We start from the raw sequence: 17,179 nt of genomic DNA on the forward strand, positions 1-17,179 counted from the left end.
TGTCATTTCTGGCGACGCTTTTCCCCGCTTGGCGCGCAGCCAAACTCGATCCCGTTGAAGCTCTGAGGTACGAATAATGTCAGTTTCATCATTACATTGGCTGACTGATTAGCCGATGTCTGAAGCACCGCCCAAGCCTGGAGACTGCAAGGCGTGGGGCAGCTTTGGTTTCTCGAGACGATACGGGATTGTCTGGTACTGCGGCGAGCATAAGGGTGAAGGTGAACGCAGAAATAATTCCGGAACCTAATGCTCTCGGGCGGATTGTGTAGTTCGAGTAGTTCGTGGCAACTGGCTTGGTGCACCCTCACCCTCGCGCGAAGATGACGGATGCCAAGCCCTTAATCTTCTTGCACAAGGAAACGGCATTGCCTTTTTCAAAGTCTCCGGGACTGAGCTCTACCAATATAGACTGGCAAGTAATTTCAAAAGCGCAAAATCTTGCATCCGCGTGCCTTCAGCGCCATCCAAAAGACCACGAACACAGTCAGCGCCTCGCACGTTCAATCGTCGATCTGTACCGCCGCGGAATATCGGACCCAGGGGTTCTCAGCACCTTGGCTATCAATCGCGAGAAGGCATTGGAAATCCGGGAACAGAAGGATATGCGGGTGGCGAAGCGACTCGAGCAGCAAGAACGAAGGAAGGCATACGTACCGAAGCAAAGCCAACCGCAAGTTGAATAATGTTATTTCTGCTTTTTTTCAGCTTCTTCCAACCGGACGAGAAGAACTTCAAATCTCTTGTTTGTTGGTATTGGAGCCTTTGCCGAACGCAAGGCGTCTCTAAAGCCAGGAGTACGCATTTGATCGCGAAACTTGTTCACATCGCTTCGATTCGTTGTTGGATTGTTTTCACTCACGACAGAGCCTTTCAAGCACCATACCCGTCAACCTATTAGTCACCGAATAAGTTCCGCGACACAGATTTATTGCTATAAAATATTTTATGGACTCTGGCCGACATCGGCGTATTCTGAATTCAACATCGATAGTATTTATTGGACCGGCGATCGATGTTTGAGAGATACGATGTGCTCTTCGCCTAGTGGGAGAGCACGATTATGCCTTTTCGTAGTCAAATCTACGTCAACAAGTATTCATCCCTTGATTGGGATATCATGGCGATAGCCTTTGAATTAGCTTTCCAGCAAATTGGGACCAATCCCCTGGTGCGAAAAGACCGGCTGGCGCGTTGCGTCATGACGTTCTTTGACAGAGGCGTGCATTGTCCCAGTACGTTGAGTTCGCTGGCTATGAACCGTGAAATGAGTTTGGTAGACATTGAGCGTACGCGTGGGACGCCCGGCGGCAACTATGATATCAAAGCAGAAGACGATGGGTTTCACTTCAACGGGGCAACAGGGGAATGGAAAGACTCAACCATAAATTAGACTGCAAGGATTGCGGTACAATTTACCTCACCATTCCGGATAATGTCACGGGTAACACTCCGATATTCTGCAGTACCTGCAATCAGTTCATCGGAAGATGGGCAGACCTTGAGCGCGACTTCGATCAGCAGGGTGGCCAAGACGGCGTATTTTCAATGCATGATGGGAAGATTGATCGGATTAGCTAGGGACTGATTCCCTGCAAGAGTCGTTCACCGACTCATGGAAGATAAACCATTCAAAGAAATAACCTTAATGACCCGCCAGCTCGGCAAGATGAAGGTAATCACCTCCATTATGCAGGCGGCGGAGTTCATTGTGAATGAGTGGCCGGGCACGGATACCGAAAGGCTTGATATCGCCAAACATGCGCTGCTGGAATGCTACGATGGCACGCTGTCTCCCGGCATTGTCGCATGGCTTTTATTGATGCAGCAAAGGAAGCCGACATTTACGTCGAGGCAGTTGGTCGCCCGCCATCAAACGACAAACTGGAAAAGTGGCGCAAGGGAAAGATGCGGCGCAACGCTTAACAGGACAAGTCTTTGATAAAAAAGACTTCACTTTGTGGTTGAAAACTGCCGAATGAAATTCTGCCTTGTTCGTGGAAACCGTTGGATCTATGCCAAGCTTGGGGCTCAAGCTCATCAATCACACTCGATGTAATAAGGACATCTCCCCCCTTTGCAAGCATCAGCATTTCCCAATGACGAAACATTTTTCTCCCGATGCCCCTTCCTCGTTGTTCGGGGACAACATAGACCATATCCATGTAAGGGATTTTGCCCCAGAACCAACTGTACCGAATAAAGCCGACTGGACTGTCGCCGCACAGGGCGATGATGTATTCGCCACCGAAAATGCAGCGATTGATCCAAGACGTATCGACGTGAGGATCGTGCTCGATAAGCCACGCTTCGTGCGTGCTGTTGGCTGTCGTTATGTTTGGGTCCGTCATACCGCCTTCATATTAACTGACAGCTTGTTTGGCAATGTTGACGCCAATCGCGCTCTATTCGCTTCAGCCAATATTACAACTGACGAAGCCGTCGCATCATGTCTGACGTCATCGCGCAAAGGCTTGAACGTTCTACGGAATAGTAGGTTTTAGGGAAAGCCTGGAGGTCAACGCCTCAATCGGTGCTGTTCGAAGAGCTCTCATGAGGCTTTCGCCAGATCCGGCGTGAATAGATTTATTGATTGGGAGGGATCATGGTAACAACTACTTGGATTGGCGGCACTGACAACATGCAGTGGTCAAATCCCAACGTCGACCCGATTTTCAATCCTTGGAACACTTCGTCGAACTGGGATAACGGCATTCCAGGAATGGGCGATGTCGCAATCCTGAACAACACCAGCACTACTTCCTATGTCGTGGACGTAGCTAGTTTAGTATTAAACAACTCCTCGCTGCTGGTCAGCAACTCAATACTGGTCGGATACCTCAATCCCGGAGTGATTTCGGGCGGTTTGATATATTTGCATGGCGCCAATTTCATTGCCGGTTCTGGCGTGTCCTCAGCCACAGGGATAGTTGAGATTGGCAGCGGAGCTTCTTATGAGTGGAATGGCACGAATTCTACCCAAACCATCAAGATGGCATCGGTTGATCCCGACCATTCGCCTGTGGAGAGTTCTGTATTCTCTTTCTCCACTCAGTTTGACGGGACCATTGAAGCTTTTTACGTGCACAATGTTATCAATTTCAATGTGAATGGTGCCAGCATAACCGGGATGTCCTTAGACGGTCATACGGTGACTTATACGACAACGGCGGGCAACTACACGCTAAAGTTTGGTGACAACGTCGATGTCTCTGATCTGATCTTCGATGTAAGCACTGGAAAAATCACCACACTCCAAATTGATCCAAACGCTCCATGTTTTGCGAAGGGAACATTAATCCGTACAGTCAGGGGGGATGTCGCTGTTGAAACTTTAAAAGTTGGAGACTTGGTGGTCACGTCAAGCGGTGCTGAGCGTCCGATTGTCTGGCTTGGCTGTTACAATCTGAAACGCACGCGCTCGAGCCAATACGAGATATCCCGCCCGGTTCGCATTCAAGCCAATGCCTTTGGTGAGCAACAGCCCTACGCCGATTTGTGGCTCTCCCCCGGGCATGCCGTCTGCGTGCGAGTTCTGGATGAAGTGCTTATTCCAATCGGTTATCTCATTAACGGTGCGACAATCAAACAGGTGGATGTCGCTGAAATTACTTACTGGCATGTGGAGCTTGAAACCCATGACATCCTGATAGCCAATGGTTTGCCCACCGAAAGCTATCTTGATTGCGGGACCCGGGCTTTATTCCACCAAAGCTCTTACAAGCGGCGCAGAATCGACATCTGCGAGGTTACCGCACAATATTGTCGCCCCCTGACGTTGGATGGATCATCCGTAGAAGCTGTGGCTATTCGGTTGCGTGAAAGAGCCAAGCTACTCGGCTGGTCGACGACAAGTGATATGGATATTCATGTTGTTGCCGATGGCATGCGTATTAATCCGCAGGGCACCGGTAATCTGATGCGGTTCCAGATTCCATCAAATGCTCGGGACGTCCATATTTTATCAGAAACGTTTATACCGGCGGAGTGGTCTGACGGCGGAGACACGCGGAAACTTGGCATTTCCATCAATGGTTTCCAGATTAGCGACGACCAAGGACAATGCCGTCGAATTGAGGCAGCGGATGCTTGTTTGGACCAAGAATGTTACCAAGTTGAATTCTACGACAACAAATCATGGCGATGGACCAGCGGTTCATTGAGGGTGCCGAACACAATATTTGCAGACCTTTCTGAGAACAGATTCTTGGAGTTGAACATAAATGCTGGCGGTCAGCAGCGATGGTTAAAACCCATCATCGCAAGTGAACGGCGTGAAAGTGTTGAAACGGCACCACTGGGAATGGTTGCTGCTTGCGCTCTATTCGCTCCAGCATCTGCATTTCCAAACCTACTGTTCAAGTCTCCATCGACTCTGAGCGTGGATTTAGACTATCTCAATGCAGAAGACGAATAATGGCCTATTCGACGAAACCATTTTTCAGAATCGCCCTTATCGCAGGGATTGCTCTCGGCCTAGCATCGCCTTCATTCTCACAGACACCCGTACCGGATCCACAACAGAAAACGGGGGGCCAAGCTGGCTTATTGAGCGAAAGTGAGATCAAAGGAAACAGAGATATTGTAGTCGTAGTGAAACTTCGACTGAGCCGCGCCGGCAAGATCATCGGCACTCCAATTGTGTCTGGCAAAGGTGGCGATTTCATAACTCGCAGCAAAATGAAAAACTGGGCGCTGCGATCGGTATATCGTGCTCAACCGTTTAAACTACCTCCAGATAAGTATGATCAATGGAGCCAGGTGACTCTTACTTTCTATCCGTAGTCACTCAGAAAGGTTTATTCCGATTGGTGAAATACTGTTGGCTGAAACGGCATGACCAGCACGCTCGGCAGTACCTTAACTTGACGTGATGTACGATCCCACCGGACTGGCCAGTCCAAGCGCTGGATCATGTTAAAGGATCAGATAAGCACCTGATACAACTGCGATCAGGACCAGGATCAATGAAACCGATTCCCACCATTCTTTGGCCATCTCTTTTTTTGTTCGAATCCTAAAAGCATTATCTTGAGGGTTTTTCATCTCATCCATAAATTTTTGAACTTCAAAATGATTGTTGGTTTCATTCTGTTTCATGGCGGAAATCTCAAGAGTCGTTCAGACAAGGACTGGGCTCCTACAGTTATGGAATTGCAGCTCGTCGGTCACGCTCTATTTTCTCTAACCTATTTAAAACGTGCAAATTGAGATCACGCTGGCCAAAGAACCCGGATTGCGCCTGCTTGATCTCATCGACCTGGCGCTGCAGGTTCATATTGGCCGCAATCCGAGCTTCGCGGTCTGCCGCGAGTTGCGCATCATATGAAAGCCAAGCCCGCTCGTGCTCCTGGCGGGGCGACTGGTTGTCCATCAATCTATTAATGTCGCCAGATTCATAATTATTGTGCAGCGCAGCAACTATTTCGCACCCGCAGCATTACTGTAAGTTGATGTGAAATTCTTCACAACGAGGTGCGCGCAATGAGAACGATTTCCGACACAATCAGACGGTTGAATAAACAGCAGAGCGTCCTGTCCAACGGAATTGCAAACAACCGAGGGCGATTGTCCCCTCTCGCTGATTTTGGTTCCAATCCCGGACAATTGCGAAGTTGGACTTACCTCTCAGACAAACTGCCGCCCGACGCTCCGCTCGTTGTGGTTCTTCATGGATGCACGCAGTCGGCCGACGATTATGATGTTGGTTCGGGCTGGTCACTTCTTGCCGAGCACTACGGATTCGGCGTGCTTTTCCCAGAGCAGCAAAGAACGAATAATCCCAATCTCTGCTTCAACTGGTTTTCGACCAGTGACACAACGCGCGGCGAAGGTGAAGTTTGTTCAATTTCACAAATGGTAGAGACCCTGCTGAAAAACCACCGGATTGATCGAACGCGCGTCTATGTGACGGGGCTTTCTGCAGGGGGAGCCATGACCGCGTCGTTGCTGGCAACTTATCCTGAGTTATTCAATTCAGGGGCGATCATAGCGGGAATTGCACATGGCACGGCATCCACCATTCCCCAAGCATTTGACCGAATGCGAGGTCATGGACTTGAAGATGGGGCCGCACTTGCCGCACACGTTCGTCAGGCTTCAAGCCATAAAGGCCCTTGGCCGAAGGTATCAGTCTGGCACGGAACGGCAGACACCACCGTAGACCCAATTAATATGGAAGCGGTTATTGGCCAGTGGGGAATTCTGCACGAATTAGACCGACCTGCATTAAAAAGCACTCTTGACGGACATCAGGTTCGAAAATGGCAAAATGCGGACGGTCAAACAGTTCTGGAGGCTTATGCTATCAACGGTATGGCTCATGGCACTCCCATAAACAGTAGAGGTGAAAACGCTGTCGGGTCAGCGCGGCCCTTTATGCTCGACGTAGGGACTTCATCTACCTGGCATATCGCTCAATCGTGGGGACTAATCGGCAAATCCACAGAGACCGCTTCGGCTTTAAATCCGACGGCCGGCTTGTATTCAGTATCTCCAGACAAACAGAGCGGCAATTCGATTAAGAACACGATCGAAAACGCTCTCAAATCGGCCGGTTTATTGAGATGAGGCGCGAATGGGAACAGGCGACGGAATTTGTTAAAGCCGTTTACCTGTTGGCAGCGCGCAGAACGGTCTTGAGCGAGGCACAATCATCCAATATCGCCAGCACCTTGATCTACACATAATTCCGTTCCTCGGATCAACGTTGCTCGCGCCTCGCTGTGCCAGTGGTTCGCAACTTCGAAGATGAAATGATCGACGCTAGCCGTTCGCCTTCGATGGTGCGCAAGGTTCTCGTAAGCCGGATCGCTTCTCGCCGATGCACAAGAGCGCGGTCTGGTCATAAGAAATCCCGTAAGAGAGAAGAGCCACGCCCGACAGAAGGGCAAAGACCGACATCAAGAGACGCGCCAGAAAGGCAAGCTGAGATCGGGATAGACATTCCCCCTCCCGCGAAGAGATCAAGGCTATTGTGGACGCCCTGGAGGGCAAATGGCGGCCATTGCTATTGACTGGATATTCACTAGGCCCACGCGCTTCGGAGATACGCGGGCTGCGATGGTCAGATGTCAATATTGAAGGGCGAGAAGTCCGGGTTCACCAGAGGGCCGATCGCTTCAATCAAATTGGCAAACCTAAATCCGAAGCCGGGGAGCGAACGGTTCCTATTCCGCTCTTGGCCTGGAATGCCCACGCCCGCGGACAGGGCAGAAGGATGTTGATGGAACCATCTGACGGAAGAAATCCGGCCGGAACATTTGGTATTCCCAAACAGTCTCGGGAAGGTCGAATCTCTGTCAAAAATAATGCAGCGCGGATTCCAACCATCACAGATACGAGCTGGCGTGTCGGTTCAGACCGGAGAGACAGACAAAGACGGCAATCCAATATCGAAGGCGAAATATACCGGCTTCCATTCGCTGCGGCATTTTCTATGCATCATGGTGCATCAACAGACGGGAAGACGGCGGACTTAGCTTGCCGCCTAAAATGGTGCAGGAACGCCTTGGACACTCTCACCCTGCCATGGATACCTTTGGCATCTGTTTCCACGCAATGACGATACCGAAGAATTGACCGCTTCAGAGCTCGCTCTTTTGAGATAACTGCGACACACATGCGACATGGAGCTACAAGTAATTGATATTAATTGTGTAATATAAGTTTCCTAATCTGTAGGCCACTGGTTCGAATCCAGTCGGGATCACCAAAAAATTTAAAGCTCGCGCAGACAGATAGCGGAACAACGCTAGGAGTGCCTCACCGCCTCGATTTCGGCCCCACTATACTGCTCCAAGGCGTCGGCAACCTGATCGGCAAAACGCACGCGATTACGCCCAGCCTTTTTAGCCTGATAAAGCGCCAGATCAGCCTGATTGACTGTTTCACTCCAGGACTGATCTCCGACTTGCGCAACGCCGAAGCTCGCCGTGATTTTCAAAACGCTCCCATCCGAAGTCGTCATGGCAAGGCGCTCGACCGCCAGCCGCAATTTCTGGGCAATGATGGCTGCATCCATGCACGAACTGTCATTCAGCAATATTGCAAATTCCTCCCCGCCAAAACGGGCCACGTAATCGCTGTCGCAAATATTGTTTTGCATCAGCTGGGCGATTTCTCTCAACACCTCATCCCCCACAACGTGCCCATATTTGTCATTGATGGTTTTGAAATTATCGATATCCACAAGCATCAGGAAAGGTATCGGCTCCAGACCGGTGTAGTTTTCTGTTGCTGAATTGCCCAAAATATCCAGCGCCCGCCGGTTGAGAAGCCCCGTGAGCCCATCCGTATGTGCCAGATGTTCAAGCCGGGCGACCAGAAAAGATCGTTCTTTCAGCTTGATGGCAATGACCTCAAGCGCAGAATAAAGCGTCTGGATTTCGGCAACATGCCTCGTCTCCCGGTGCAGATCCGTCGGCAGGTCATCGGCAAGCGACACGATTGCTTCGGCTCCGCGGAAAAGCGGCTTGAATATATAATTCTGCACCACCACCACCAGACCGACGACCAGCCCGAGGATCACAAACGCCATCGCACTTGTATAATAGAGCGCTTGGCGCGCGATCCGTTCGCGCTTTTCAAATTTGGCGACGGATGCAGCAAAATAAATATCCCGCAATTCTGCCAATGGCTTCATTGCAGCGGAATATTGCTTAGTAAACGTAACCGCATCAAGAGCCGGAACTCCATTCTGCTGAGCAGTGCGAATCTGATGATCAATCAGCGCAAGCCCTCCAATCATGTAGCGTGAATTTGCTTCTTCGTGTTTTTGATCATCTGATGAGGCTTCAACGTCGGGTTTTCTGCCGAGTTCCAGCAAATGCCAGATTTCACGGATCCGCCCCCCGATAATCCGCATATGGATCACATTCTCGGCAGGAATTGGTTTTCTTACGGCCATTGGCGCAATCAAATATGATCCCAACCTACCAGCATATTCCCGCAAATTGCTGAGCATCGTCACCCTGAATACAACGGCGGCCAAATCCTCATCATGGCGTAGCAGCTCGGTTCCTTGCTGCTGAACAATTTTGTCGTAACTCTCTCGGGCCTGGAACAGGTGAACAATGGCCTCATGGATCTCGCCATAGCGTAATGTGCCTGGATTTGTGAATTGTGCCGCCTCGACTTTCATGCGTCCAAGCCGCAACTGCTCGCGCACATCCTTGAGGAGATTTCTGGGAACACTGCTTGTGTCCAGTTTGCTGAGCGCAGCGTCAGTCTTTTGCAGGGCGATCTGCCAGTTTTCATAGGCTTGGTTGCGGGAAGCATCGTCCACGCTCATCAAAATATTGGCAGGGCCGCGTTCCGCTGAAATAAAACTTGCAGCCATGAAAACAAAAGAAAAACCCTGTATATCCGCCAGATTAGTCACGGCTCTGTTAAATGCCTGAATAGAATTATAAATAGACATGCCTGCCATTATCAAAGTGAATATCATAACAAGCAGAGCCATGCACCAAAGGTGCACTTTCAAGCGACCTCTTGTCGATTTTCTTGACCGCAAGCCTGCGTATAGAATATCTGGCTTGTTCACGTTTATGGCTTTCTGAAAAGATATGTACCTATATAATTAAAATACTACTGAAAAACAAAACAATCGTATGAAATAATTATTATTACAGAACAATACTTTCGATCAGCTCGACTGCATGATCTGGCTTCGTACAAAATAAGTCTATCAACCCGAAACCGGGGAAGCGTAAATATAGTATAATCTTCGAAGGTTACAACCATACCAATGGATTACAAGGAATGTTATTTCAGGCCTCCTATTACATCCTCACACTACTTAAAGTAGTTTCAATATATTAAATTTCTGCGCCATCATTTAAAAGTAACGAACGTAAAAACCATTGTTACAACTGCAGCAAAGCTATTAGCCCGAAGCTGATTGTAACAAGCGATGCAAGGGAGAGGGTTGCCACCGCCATCACTCGCCCGCCAGCATGAGCAACGGAGCGAATATCAACCGATAATCCAAGCGCGGCCATGGCAATAATCGTCAGCACGCTGGAAAGCTGCCCCATTGGCGCAATTGCCGCCTCAGGTATCAGTCCGGTCGAGCGCAGCATCATCATTATGCCAAATCCGCTGATGAACCACGGCACCAGGGCAATCCGCTTCCCGCTTGGATTGGCGTAAAAGCGGAAATCATCTTGCGGGACTTCGCGCCCTCCAATGGTTTCATGGCGCAAATCGGCCTTCATGATCGCACCAAGTACGAGAAGCACAGGGCCAAGCATAAGCACGCGCACCAGCTTGACCAAAGTTCCGGTTTGTACACCCAGCAATCCTGCGGGAGCCGTCGCAGCAATGACCTGCGGCACGGCATAGACGGTCAGGCCCGCCAGCGTCCCATATTGCAGTACGCTCATTCCGGTGCGGAAATAGAGCAGCGGCAGGAAGAACACGGCTGCTATGCCCAGCACCGCCGTAAAGGTCAGCGCGGCGGCAATTTCCTTGCGGTCTGCCTCTATCACTGGCGCGACCGCAACAATGGCGGAGTTTCCGCAAATCGAATTGCCGCAGGCAATCAAGGTCGCAAGTTTTGGTGGCAATCCGAAGAGCCTGCCAATGCCGTAGCTGATGCTGATCGACAAAATGACAACGCCCGCTATTCCGGCAATCAGTGTGGCGCCTGCCCCTTTCATCGCTGTCAGGCTGATAGATGCGCCAAGCATAACGATTGCCAATTCCAGCAGGAGTTTCGCGCTGAAATCAATACCGGCGAGCAGCGATTGGCCCGGTTGACGAAATGATCGGATGGCAATGCCAATTGCTATGGCCAAAACCAGGCTTTCCACCCATCTCACGCCAAAAACCGCGCTCTGGATATATTCGCCAGCCACCGCTGCAAAAGCAACGGCGCAGCAAAGTGCAAGCCCAGGGAGAACAGGAAGGAGGCGATGAGGAATGGTCATAAGCTTGCCATTTGAGAAATTTCAATCATGGCAGACTTATCTCATGCAATATTATCGACTTCTATCGAATATTCTGTCATGTTTTGTTCTGTAAAATTGAATGGTTTTCTGATGACCTTTGAACAACTCGCCATTTTCGTTGCCGTGGCAGAACGCGAGCATCTCACTCAAGCCGCGGCAGCAATTAACCTCACGCCGTCGGCGGTCAGCAGCGCCATTAAAAACCTCGAGGTTTTTTACGGCGTCGAGCTGTTCCACCGTGTTGGACGACGTATCGAACTGACGCAGATTGGCCGCGTTTTTCTTGGTGAGGCCAAGGCAACTTTGGCGCGGGTACGCTCATCTGAGTTGATGCTATCAGAGCTTGGCGGTCTGCGGCGCGGCAAGCTTAGCCTTTATGCCAGCCAGACAATCGCCAGCTATTGGCTGCCGCCTTTCCTGATGCGCTTTAAACAGGATTATCCCGGCATTGAGATTGACCTGACCATCGGCAATACAAGGACGGTGGCCGAAGCGGTCACGGAAGGCGGGGCAGAGCTCGGCTTTGTCGAGGGGGAGATTGATGCACCGCTTCTCGTCTCGAAAGTCGTGGCGGAAGATGCTCTAATTATCGTTGTCGCGCCATGCCATCCTTGGGCGGATAAACGTCCGTTGAAGGCTGGGGATATCGTCGGCGGCACTTCATGGGTCATGCGGGAACAGGGTTCGGGCACGCGTTCGGAGTTTGAACATGCCATCGATAATCTCAAAGTCTCCCATGACGATCTGAAGATCGCGCTGGTTCTCCCCTCCAACGAGGCGGTTCTTTCCGCTGTTTGCGCCGGAAATTGTGCCGCCGTCATTTCCAGCGCTGCTGCCCGCGCCTATTTACGCGAAGGGCTTGTCGTCGAGGCCGCCTTCAAGCTGCCGGTCCGCCGCTTTCGCATGTTGCGGCACAAACAACGGCACAGCAGCAAAGCATCGGAAATATTGGAGGGGCTGTGTGGGTAACTCATTCTCTTTGATTGCCATGTCGTTGTGCGTGGTTCGACGACTTGGCAAAACAACCTCAAACCGCACGCACATACCAGCTCATGCTTGAATATCGCTTTTGCGGGCCATGAACACGCCACGCCTCCACCCAAGCATTGCTATTCTCAAACAAAAACCGTCCATTATAGAGATCACTGCCGCATAGATGCGACACACGTTGTGATGGGCCATATCGCAGGCCGACAAATTCATTGCCGCTCGGGTAGAGCACCCGCACTGCCCCATCTTCAAAGGCAAGCCGATAGGTCCGGACTGCCTGCAGCACATTTGCTCCGACAGACATTTCGCCGCGCTCTTCAAAAAGCTCGGTGGTTATGATGGCGCGCCCGGTAAATCCATATATCGCTCCGGCGCGATGATCGATCACCTTGCGTTTTACCTGCCATGCGCCGCAGATTATTTTTGCGTCAAATTTTTCGATCGCCTGGCTTGATCGATCAAGCATGGAAATCAATCCGCCTGTTCTTCCCAGACGCATGCGGCCGTGTAGATTGCTGCCAATCTTTCCACCCCTGCCTGATCATCCTTGTCAAAACGCGATGGTATAGGACTATCGAGATCAAGCACGCCAAAAACCCGTCCATCATGGATCAAGGGCACCACCAGCTCGGAGCGGGAGGCCGCATCACAGGCAATATGGCCCGGAAAATCGTGCACATCGTCAACGAGGATAGAGGATGCTTGCAGAACTGCGCTTCCACACACGCCGCGCCCCACGGGAATGCGCACGCATGCCGGTTTGCCTTGAAATGGCCCGACCACAAGCTCACTTTGTGAGCGCAGGAAATAGAACCCGGCCCAGTTGATGTCCGGCAGCATCTGGAAGATCAGCGCCGAACTATTGGCCGCATTGGCAGTCGGATCATTCTCGCCCGCAAGCAGCGCTTCCAGTTGATCGCCGAGTTCCCTGTAGAACTGTGGCTTGTCGCCTTCTGTGATCGCTTTTGCAGCAAACATGAAAAATCCTTCCCTTATAGCCTGCGTAACATGGCCACATTTCTGCCGATGCACCTGCCTTGTCAAGCAAACGAAACCCGATCCGGCAATGTACACTCCCTCGCGCCCTGCTATAGATAGGAACCGATTTCCACAGGTGCAATTACAATGAGTTCAAACGCCAAAGGCGACCTGCAAACTTATGTGCGCATCGACTTTCCTGACAAGGAACGGTTGGGGCCGGGGAAAATGCATCTGCTTGAACATATTCGCGAAACCGGCTCCATTTCTGCGGCAGGCCGCGCCATGGATATGTCCTATCGCCGCGCATGGTTGCTGGTCAGCGCCATGAACACAATGTTCGCAACGCCAGTGGTCGATTCGCAGCGCGGCGGCGCGCAGGGCGGCGGCGCTGTCGTCACGGAATTCGGCGAAGAGCTTTTGCGCCGCTATCGAAACATGCAAGCAAAAGTCGATACGGCCCTTGAGTCTGATTTTGAATGGATCAACCGCAATCGCAGGGCGATCTAGCGGCGCTTTCGCGAGGGTTTGAGTGTAACCCTGAAATACAAAATGTAAGTGATGAACCCAAACGCGACCGCAAGTGCGCCGATAATCATCGAAAGCCCCCAGATAGAAAACCAGTCGCTTAAAATGGCCGCATGCGGGTCCTTTGGATCATAATATACGGTGACATTTTCACCCACATCATAAGATGGAGGAGAAGTGCCTGTTGACGACGTGAACTCTATGCTGGTCCCTCCAACCGTCCAGAACTCGACGACAGGCTTGAACACATAGCCGTTTTTCGAGGCCGTTTTGACGAGGTTCACCACATGCCCCTTGCCTTCCATCGCATTGTTGATGAAATGACGCACATGCAATACCGACCAGCCAAAACCGCAGAACAACATGGCGGTTATTGTGCACATCAGCACTTTGTGAATATTTGTATTTCTCATGCGGTATCCGGATCAGCGACTCATGCGTAAGCCAGTTTTCGCAATTTTTGTCATTTGCACAATTCTCTGCGTTCTCTCTTTTCCGCCGGCCATGATGTCATTGGCCTTCACTGGTGCCTTTCCAAAGAAGTATTTTTACATTCTCAGCGTCTGGCCGGTCAGTGCAGTTCTGGGCCCGATTCTCGCCTGGAATACGCGCCGCCGTTTCGGCACATGGGCTTTGCTCTGGTTTGTCCCATGTCTTGCCTATGCGCTGTTTTTCCTGACAGGACATGACCTGGGGACTTAGTCCGGCATTTTACCCGCTTCCATCTCATCATTCTTCCGCTCCAGCCAACGCATGACTGGCGTAACCGTGATGCCATGCAACACGACAGATATAAGCACGACGAGTGACACTGTTACCCATAGAATATTGGCATTTGAAAACGGCGCGTGACCAAGCGCATAGGCCAAATAATAGAATGAGCCGAGGCCGCGAATACCGAAAACAGCGATAACGGCCTTTTCCCTTTTTTCGATGGGGCTTCCCAGCAGCCCCACCCAACCGGCAATCGGGCGGATAAGAAGAAGGATGATCAGCGATGCCACCACGATCCGCCAGTCCAGCGGATGAAATACGCTGCCTTCCGCAATGGCGGCGCCAAAGCAGACAAGCACGACCATCATCATCAGACGTTCGATCTGTTCGGCAAAACTATGCAGATTTTCGTGATAGCCACTGTTGCGCTCCGCATGGCGAAGCGTCAGCGCAGTGACAAACACGCCGACAAACCCATAGCCATGCGCCATCTCTATAAGCCCATAGCTCAGGCATGTGATCCCCAGCACCACGAAACCGTCGCCCGTATGGGCAAGCCCCGCCCTGTTCGGGAGCCGGAAGGTCAGATAGCCAAGCAGCTTGCCGGTAGCCCAGCCAAGCCCCGTGCCCGCAGCAAGCCGCCATATGACATCGGTCGTTAGCCAGTCGAAAAACCACGGAGCACCCGTTGTATTTGAAGCCGCGAGCGCGATTGCCAGATGCACGAATGGAAAACTCAGCCCGTCATTCAGCCCCGCCTCGGAAGTCAGGGCAAAACGTACCTCGCTCTTCTCCCCCGATTGCGGCGGCCCCACCTGAACATCGCTGGCAAGCACGGGATCTGTGGGCGCCAGCGCTGACCCGAGCAGCAAGGCCGAAGCAACTCCAAGCCCGAGAAAACTCCAGCCGAGCAATGCGATGGCACCGATAGTCAGGGGCATCGATATGGCCAGCAGCCGCCACGTTGTCATCCAGCTACGCCAGCCCAATATCCGGTCGATCTTCAGACCGGCACCCATGAGGGCAATGATGACGACAAACTCGGTTATTTTTTCCGTGAGAAAGCGGCTGTCGAGGGGATTGTCGCCGATCATTGCCGACAGCGGCGTCCAGACAAACAGGGTGCCGAAAGCAATGCAGACAATGGGCAGGGAAAGCGGAAATCCCTTCAATAACATGGGCAACCAGGAGGTCATCAAGACGACCAGCCCGAACAAAGCGATCAGAACGAGATAGCTGTTTATTCCCATACTTCACTTCAAACCATCGGCCGGCGCTTTGGTTCCGTGAACATGAAGTTCCCTTCACTGTAAACGTCAATCATTCGAATTTGCTCTATGGGCGATTTCGTATAGACACATCGCAAACACCGGAAATCCTTTCATGACCGCCCAGAGCATACAGACCGTCAACGCCAATCGATTAGCGCTTGCTGCGTTGCTGCTTGGAGGTATTGCCATCGGCGGCTCACCGATTTTCGTGCGCCTGTCCGAGGTCGGTCCCATGACAACCGCTTTCTGGCGCGTTGCGCTGGCTTTCATTCCGCTTCTGGTCTGGTCGAAAGCCATGCCGGATGTCAAACGCAATGCCCGCCCCGAAAGCCTTGCCGATTATTTCTGGCTCTCCATGCCCGGCATCTTTCTGGCCGCTGATCTTGCTGCCTGGCACCTCGCGCTGCATATGACATCCGTTGCCAATGCAACACTTCTGGCCAATCTCGCGCCGATCTTTGTTACGCTCGGCAGTTGGGCAATTTTCCGCGCCCATGTCAGCAGGATTTTTCTCATCGGCCTTGCGACCGCGCTCATCGGCGTCATCGTGTTGAAAGGCGGTCCGGCAGCGCTGGGTGATGGACAGCTTGCGGGCGATGCAACCGCGGCTGTCGCGGCCATTTTCTATGCGGGCTATATTCTCGTCATCGGCCGTCTGCGCGTGCGTTTCTCCACCCGCACGATCATGATCTGGAGCACAGCATCCGCGGCAATCTGCATGCTGCCCGTATCGCTGATCTTTGAAACAAACCTCATACCGCTGACGCTGTTTGCCTGGGCAGTGCTGGCAGGTCTGGCCTTCATTTCTCATGCGGCGGGCCAGGGGATGATCACCTATGCGCTCGCCTTCCTGCCTCCCGCCTTCTCATCGTTGACCCTGCTCCTGCAGCCGGTCGTTGCCGCAGCATTGGCCTGGTTCCTGCTCAACGAGCCTATAGGTCTGATGCAGGCCATAGGCGGCGTTATCGTGATCCTCGGTATCCTTGTCGCCCGCCGCGGCTGACTACAATTCCCCGAGCAGACCTGCATCAAGCTGCGCCTCGCCGAACCAGTTCAGCCGGTTAATGCAGACATAGCCACGATCGATCAGATCGTTGTCGTCGCCCTCTTCGCTGGTGTGAGCGCGGCCGCGCGGGACAATCAGCGTGGTCAATTCACCCTCCGCGCTCACCACCTCCGAGCGTAGCGCGATCTTGTCGCGGCCTATGCGCGGCTGGCGAATGTCCGCTGGCAACAGGGTCGGCAGATTGACACTCAGCCAATGCCCTTCCAGCACCCATTCATCACGCTCGTTCCAAAGGGTGCGAACAAAATCTGCCAGCCATTTAACGTCATTCTCCGTCTGCTCCGGCTTCTTCACCCGCGAAAAGCCGATTGCGGCAATGCCCCAAAATGAGGCTTCCCGGGCAATGCCCAGTGTACCGGAATAGGCCAGATCCTCGCCTACGTTCCGCCCATCATTAATGCCCGAAAGCACCAGATCGGGCCGGTCCTCATCCTTGAACAGCCAGCTCATCGCGGTGACGACACAATCGGCAGGCGTGCCAGAACAGGAATAGCGTTTGGGTGCGAGCTCCCGCATTATCAAAGGTTTGCCAACGGTGATCGAAGCGCCTGCGGCAGTGCGCTTGCCATCCGGCGCGACTACCCAGACATCATCCGTTATCAGCTTGGCCGCCTCTGCCAGTACTGCCAGTCCCGGCGCGTCAATCCCGTCATCATTGCAAACCAGAATTCTCATCGCAT

The 17,179-nt window shown here is 52.1% G+C and carries 19 protein-coding genes and 1 pseudogene; 11 read left to right on the forward strand and 9 right to left on the reverse strand.

The window, feature by feature from the left end:
• From V9K95_RS20695 to V9K95_RS20710, 4 genes and pseudogenes are all read left to right on the forward strand, one after another.
• Positions 1-77, forward strand: a pseudogene (locus tag V9K95_RS20695) (FtsX-like permease family protein); the annotation flags it as partial.
• Positions 78-284: 207 nt separating this feature from the next.
• The gene (locus V9K95_RS20700; protein WP_307280524.1) at positions 285-686 is read left to right on the forward strand and encodes a hypothetical protein; all 402 of its coding nucleotides are present in this window, start codon (positions 285-287) and stop codon (positions 684-686) included.
• 377 nt (positions 687-1,063) lie between these two features.
• Positions 1,064-1,393 (forward strand): hypothetical protein, encoded by a 330-nt coding sequence (locus V9K95_RS20705; protein WP_336442110.1) that lies wholly within the window; start codon positions 1,064-1,066, stop codon positions 1,391-1,393.
• Positions 1,394-1,648: 255 nt separating this feature from the next.
• Complete coding sequence (locus V9K95_RS20710) at positions 1,649-1,942, forward strand: DUF982 domain-containing protein (RefSeq protein WP_336442109.1); 294 nt, start codon at positions 1,649-1,651, stop codon at positions 1,940-1,942.
• On the opposite strand, the gene V9K95_RS20715 is transcribed toward V9K95_RS20710, so the two are convergent.
• Positions 1,923-2,351, reverse strand: coding sequence for a GNAT family N-acetyltransferase (locus tag V9K95_RS20715; RefSeq protein ID WP_336442108.1), 429 nt, complete (start codon positions 2,349-2,351; stop codon positions 1,923-1,925). The two genes, V9K95_RS20710 and V9K95_RS20715, sit on opposite strands and share 20 nt — an antisense overlap.
• A 254-nt stretch (positions 2,352-2,605) precedes the next feature.
• Between V9K95_RS20715 and V9K95_RS20720 the strand changes: the two genes are divergently transcribed.
• Positions 2,606-4,417, forward strand: coding sequence for a Hint domain-containing protein (locus V9K95_RS20720; protein WP_336442107.1), 1,812 nt, complete (start codon positions 2,606-2,608; stop codon positions 4,415-4,417).
• Positions 4,417-4,785 carry a cell envelope integrity protein TolA gene (locus V9K95_RS20725; RefSeq protein WP_336442106.1) on the forward strand — a complete coding sequence of 123 codons (369 nt, stop codon included), beginning with the start codon at positions 4,417-4,419 and terminating at the stop codon, positions 4,783-4,785. The genes V9K95_RS20720 and V9K95_RS20725 overlap by 1 nt, the downstream gene beginning before the upstream one ends.
• Before the next feature lie 132 nt (positions 4,786-4,917).
• Here the strand turns inward: V9K95_RS20725 and V9K95_RS20730 are convergent, their stop codons facing one another.
• Positions 4,918-5,100: a hypothetical protein gene (locus tag V9K95_RS20730; RefSeq protein WP_336442105.1), complete on the reverse strand. Its 183-nt coding sequence runs from the start codon at positions 5,098-5,100 to the stop codon at positions 4,918-4,920.
• A 384-nt stretch (positions 5,101-5,484) separates the two neighbouring features.
• Here V9K95_RS20730 and V9K95_RS20735 point away from each other — a divergent pair, with 384 nt between their 5' ends.
• Complete coding sequence (locus V9K95_RS20735; RefSeq protein ID WP_336442104.1) at positions 5,485-6,570, forward strand: extracellular catalytic domain type 1 short-chain-length polyhydroxyalkanoate depolymerase; 1,086 nt, start codon at positions 5,485-5,487, stop codon at positions 6,568-6,570.
• A gap of 1,183 nt (positions 6,571-7,753) precedes the next feature.
• Here V9K95_RS20735 and V9K95_RS20740 read toward each other — a convergent pair.
• Together V9K95_RS20740 and V9K95_RS20745 are read right to left on the reverse strand one after the other, a co-directional pair.
• Positions 7,754-9,421 (reverse strand): GGDEF domain-containing protein, encoded by a 1,668-nt coding sequence (locus V9K95_RS20740; protein WP_336442103.1) that lies wholly within the window; start codon positions 9,419-9,421, stop codon positions 7,754-7,756.
• 445 nt (positions 9,422-9,866) lie between these two features.
• Positions 9,867-10,931, reverse strand: a complete 1,065-nt coding sequence (locus tag V9K95_RS20745; protein WP_336442102.1) for a YeiH family protein — start codon at positions 10,929-10,931, stop codon at positions 9,867-9,869.
• Between the two features lie 111 nt (positions 10,932-11,042).
• On the opposite strand from V9K95_RS20745, the gene V9K95_RS20750 reads away from it, so the two are divergent.
• Positions 11,043-11,921 carry a LysR family transcriptional regulator gene (locus tag V9K95_RS20750; protein WP_336442101.1) on the forward strand — a complete coding sequence of 293 codons (879 nt, stop codon included), beginning with the start codon at positions 11,043-11,045 and terminating at the stop codon, positions 11,919-11,921.
• Positions 11,922-11,979: 58 nt separating this feature from the next.
• Here V9K95_RS20750 and V9K95_RS20755 read toward each other — a convergent pair whose 3' ends face one another.
• Both V9K95_RS20755 and V9K95_RS20760 read right to left on the reverse strand, forming a co-directional pair.
• Positions 11,980-12,408 carry a DUF6314 family protein gene (locus V9K95_RS20755; RefSeq protein WP_162802583.1) on the reverse strand — a complete coding sequence of 143 codons (429 nt, stop codon included), beginning with the start codon at positions 12,406-12,408 and terminating at the stop codon, positions 11,980-11,982.
• 5 nt (positions 12,409-12,413) lie between these two features.
• Positions 12,414-12,920 (reverse strand): GAF domain-containing protein, encoded by a 507-nt coding sequence (locus V9K95_RS20760; protein WP_115054253.1) that lies wholly within the window; start codon positions 12,918-12,920, stop codon positions 12,414-12,416.
• A 147-nt stretch (positions 12,921-13,067) separates the two neighbouring features.
• Between V9K95_RS20760 and V9K95_RS20765 the strand changes: the two genes are divergently transcribed.
• Complete coding sequence (locus V9K95_RS20765) at positions 13,068-13,430, forward strand: winged helix-turn-helix domain-containing protein (RefSeq protein ID WP_336442100.1); 363 nt, start codon at positions 13,068-13,070, stop codon at positions 13,428-13,430.
• On the opposite strand, the gene V9K95_RS20770 is transcribed toward V9K95_RS20765, so the two are convergent.
• Positions 13,427-13,861 carry a DUF3592 domain-containing protein gene (locus tag V9K95_RS20770; protein WP_115054251.1) on the reverse strand — a complete coding sequence of 145 codons (435 nt, stop codon included), beginning with the start codon at positions 13,859-13,861 and terminating at the stop codon, positions 13,427-13,429. The genes V9K95_RS20765 and V9K95_RS20770 overlap by 4 nt on opposite strands.
• A gap of 22 nt (positions 13,862-13,883) precedes the next feature.
• Between V9K95_RS20770 and V9K95_RS20775 the strand changes: the two genes are divergently transcribed.
• Positions 13,884-14,150, forward strand: coding sequence for a hypothetical protein (locus V9K95_RS20775; protein WP_162802582.1), 267 nt, complete (start codon positions 13,884-13,886; stop codon positions 14,148-14,150).
• Here V9K95_RS20775 and V9K95_RS20780 read toward each other — a convergent pair.
• On the reverse strand, positions 14,147-15,412 hold the full coding sequence (locus V9K95_RS20780; RefSeq protein WP_115054249.1) for a cation:proton antiporter: 1,266 nt from the start codon (positions 15,410-15,412) through the stop codon (positions 14,147-14,149). The two genes, V9K95_RS20775 and V9K95_RS20780, sit on opposite strands and share 4 nt — an antisense overlap.
• Before the next feature lie 133 nt (positions 15,413-15,545).
• On the opposite strand from V9K95_RS20780, the gene V9K95_RS20785 reads away from it, so the two are divergent.
• Positions 15,546-16,436, forward strand: a complete 891-nt coding sequence (locus tag V9K95_RS20785) for a DMT family transporter (protein WP_336442099.1) — start codon at positions 15,546-15,548, stop codon at positions 16,434-16,436.
• On the opposite strand, the gene surE is transcribed toward V9K95_RS20785, so the two are convergent.
• Positions 16,437-17,174: a 5'/3'-nucleotidase SurE gene (surE, locus tag V9K95_RS20790; protein ID WP_336442098.1), complete on the reverse strand. Its 738-nt coding sequence runs from the start codon at positions 17,172-17,174 to the stop codon at positions 16,437-16,439.
• Between the last annotated feature and the right edge of the window lie 5 nt (positions 17,175-17,179).

Origin of the sequence: Phyllobacterium sp. CCNWLW183 (genome assembly GCF_037203775.1) — a bacterium.
In the GTDB taxonomy this organism is placed as follows: Bacteria; Pseudomonadota; Alphaproteobacteria; order Rhizobiales; family Rhizobiaceae; genus Phyllobacterium; species Phyllobacterium ifriqiyense.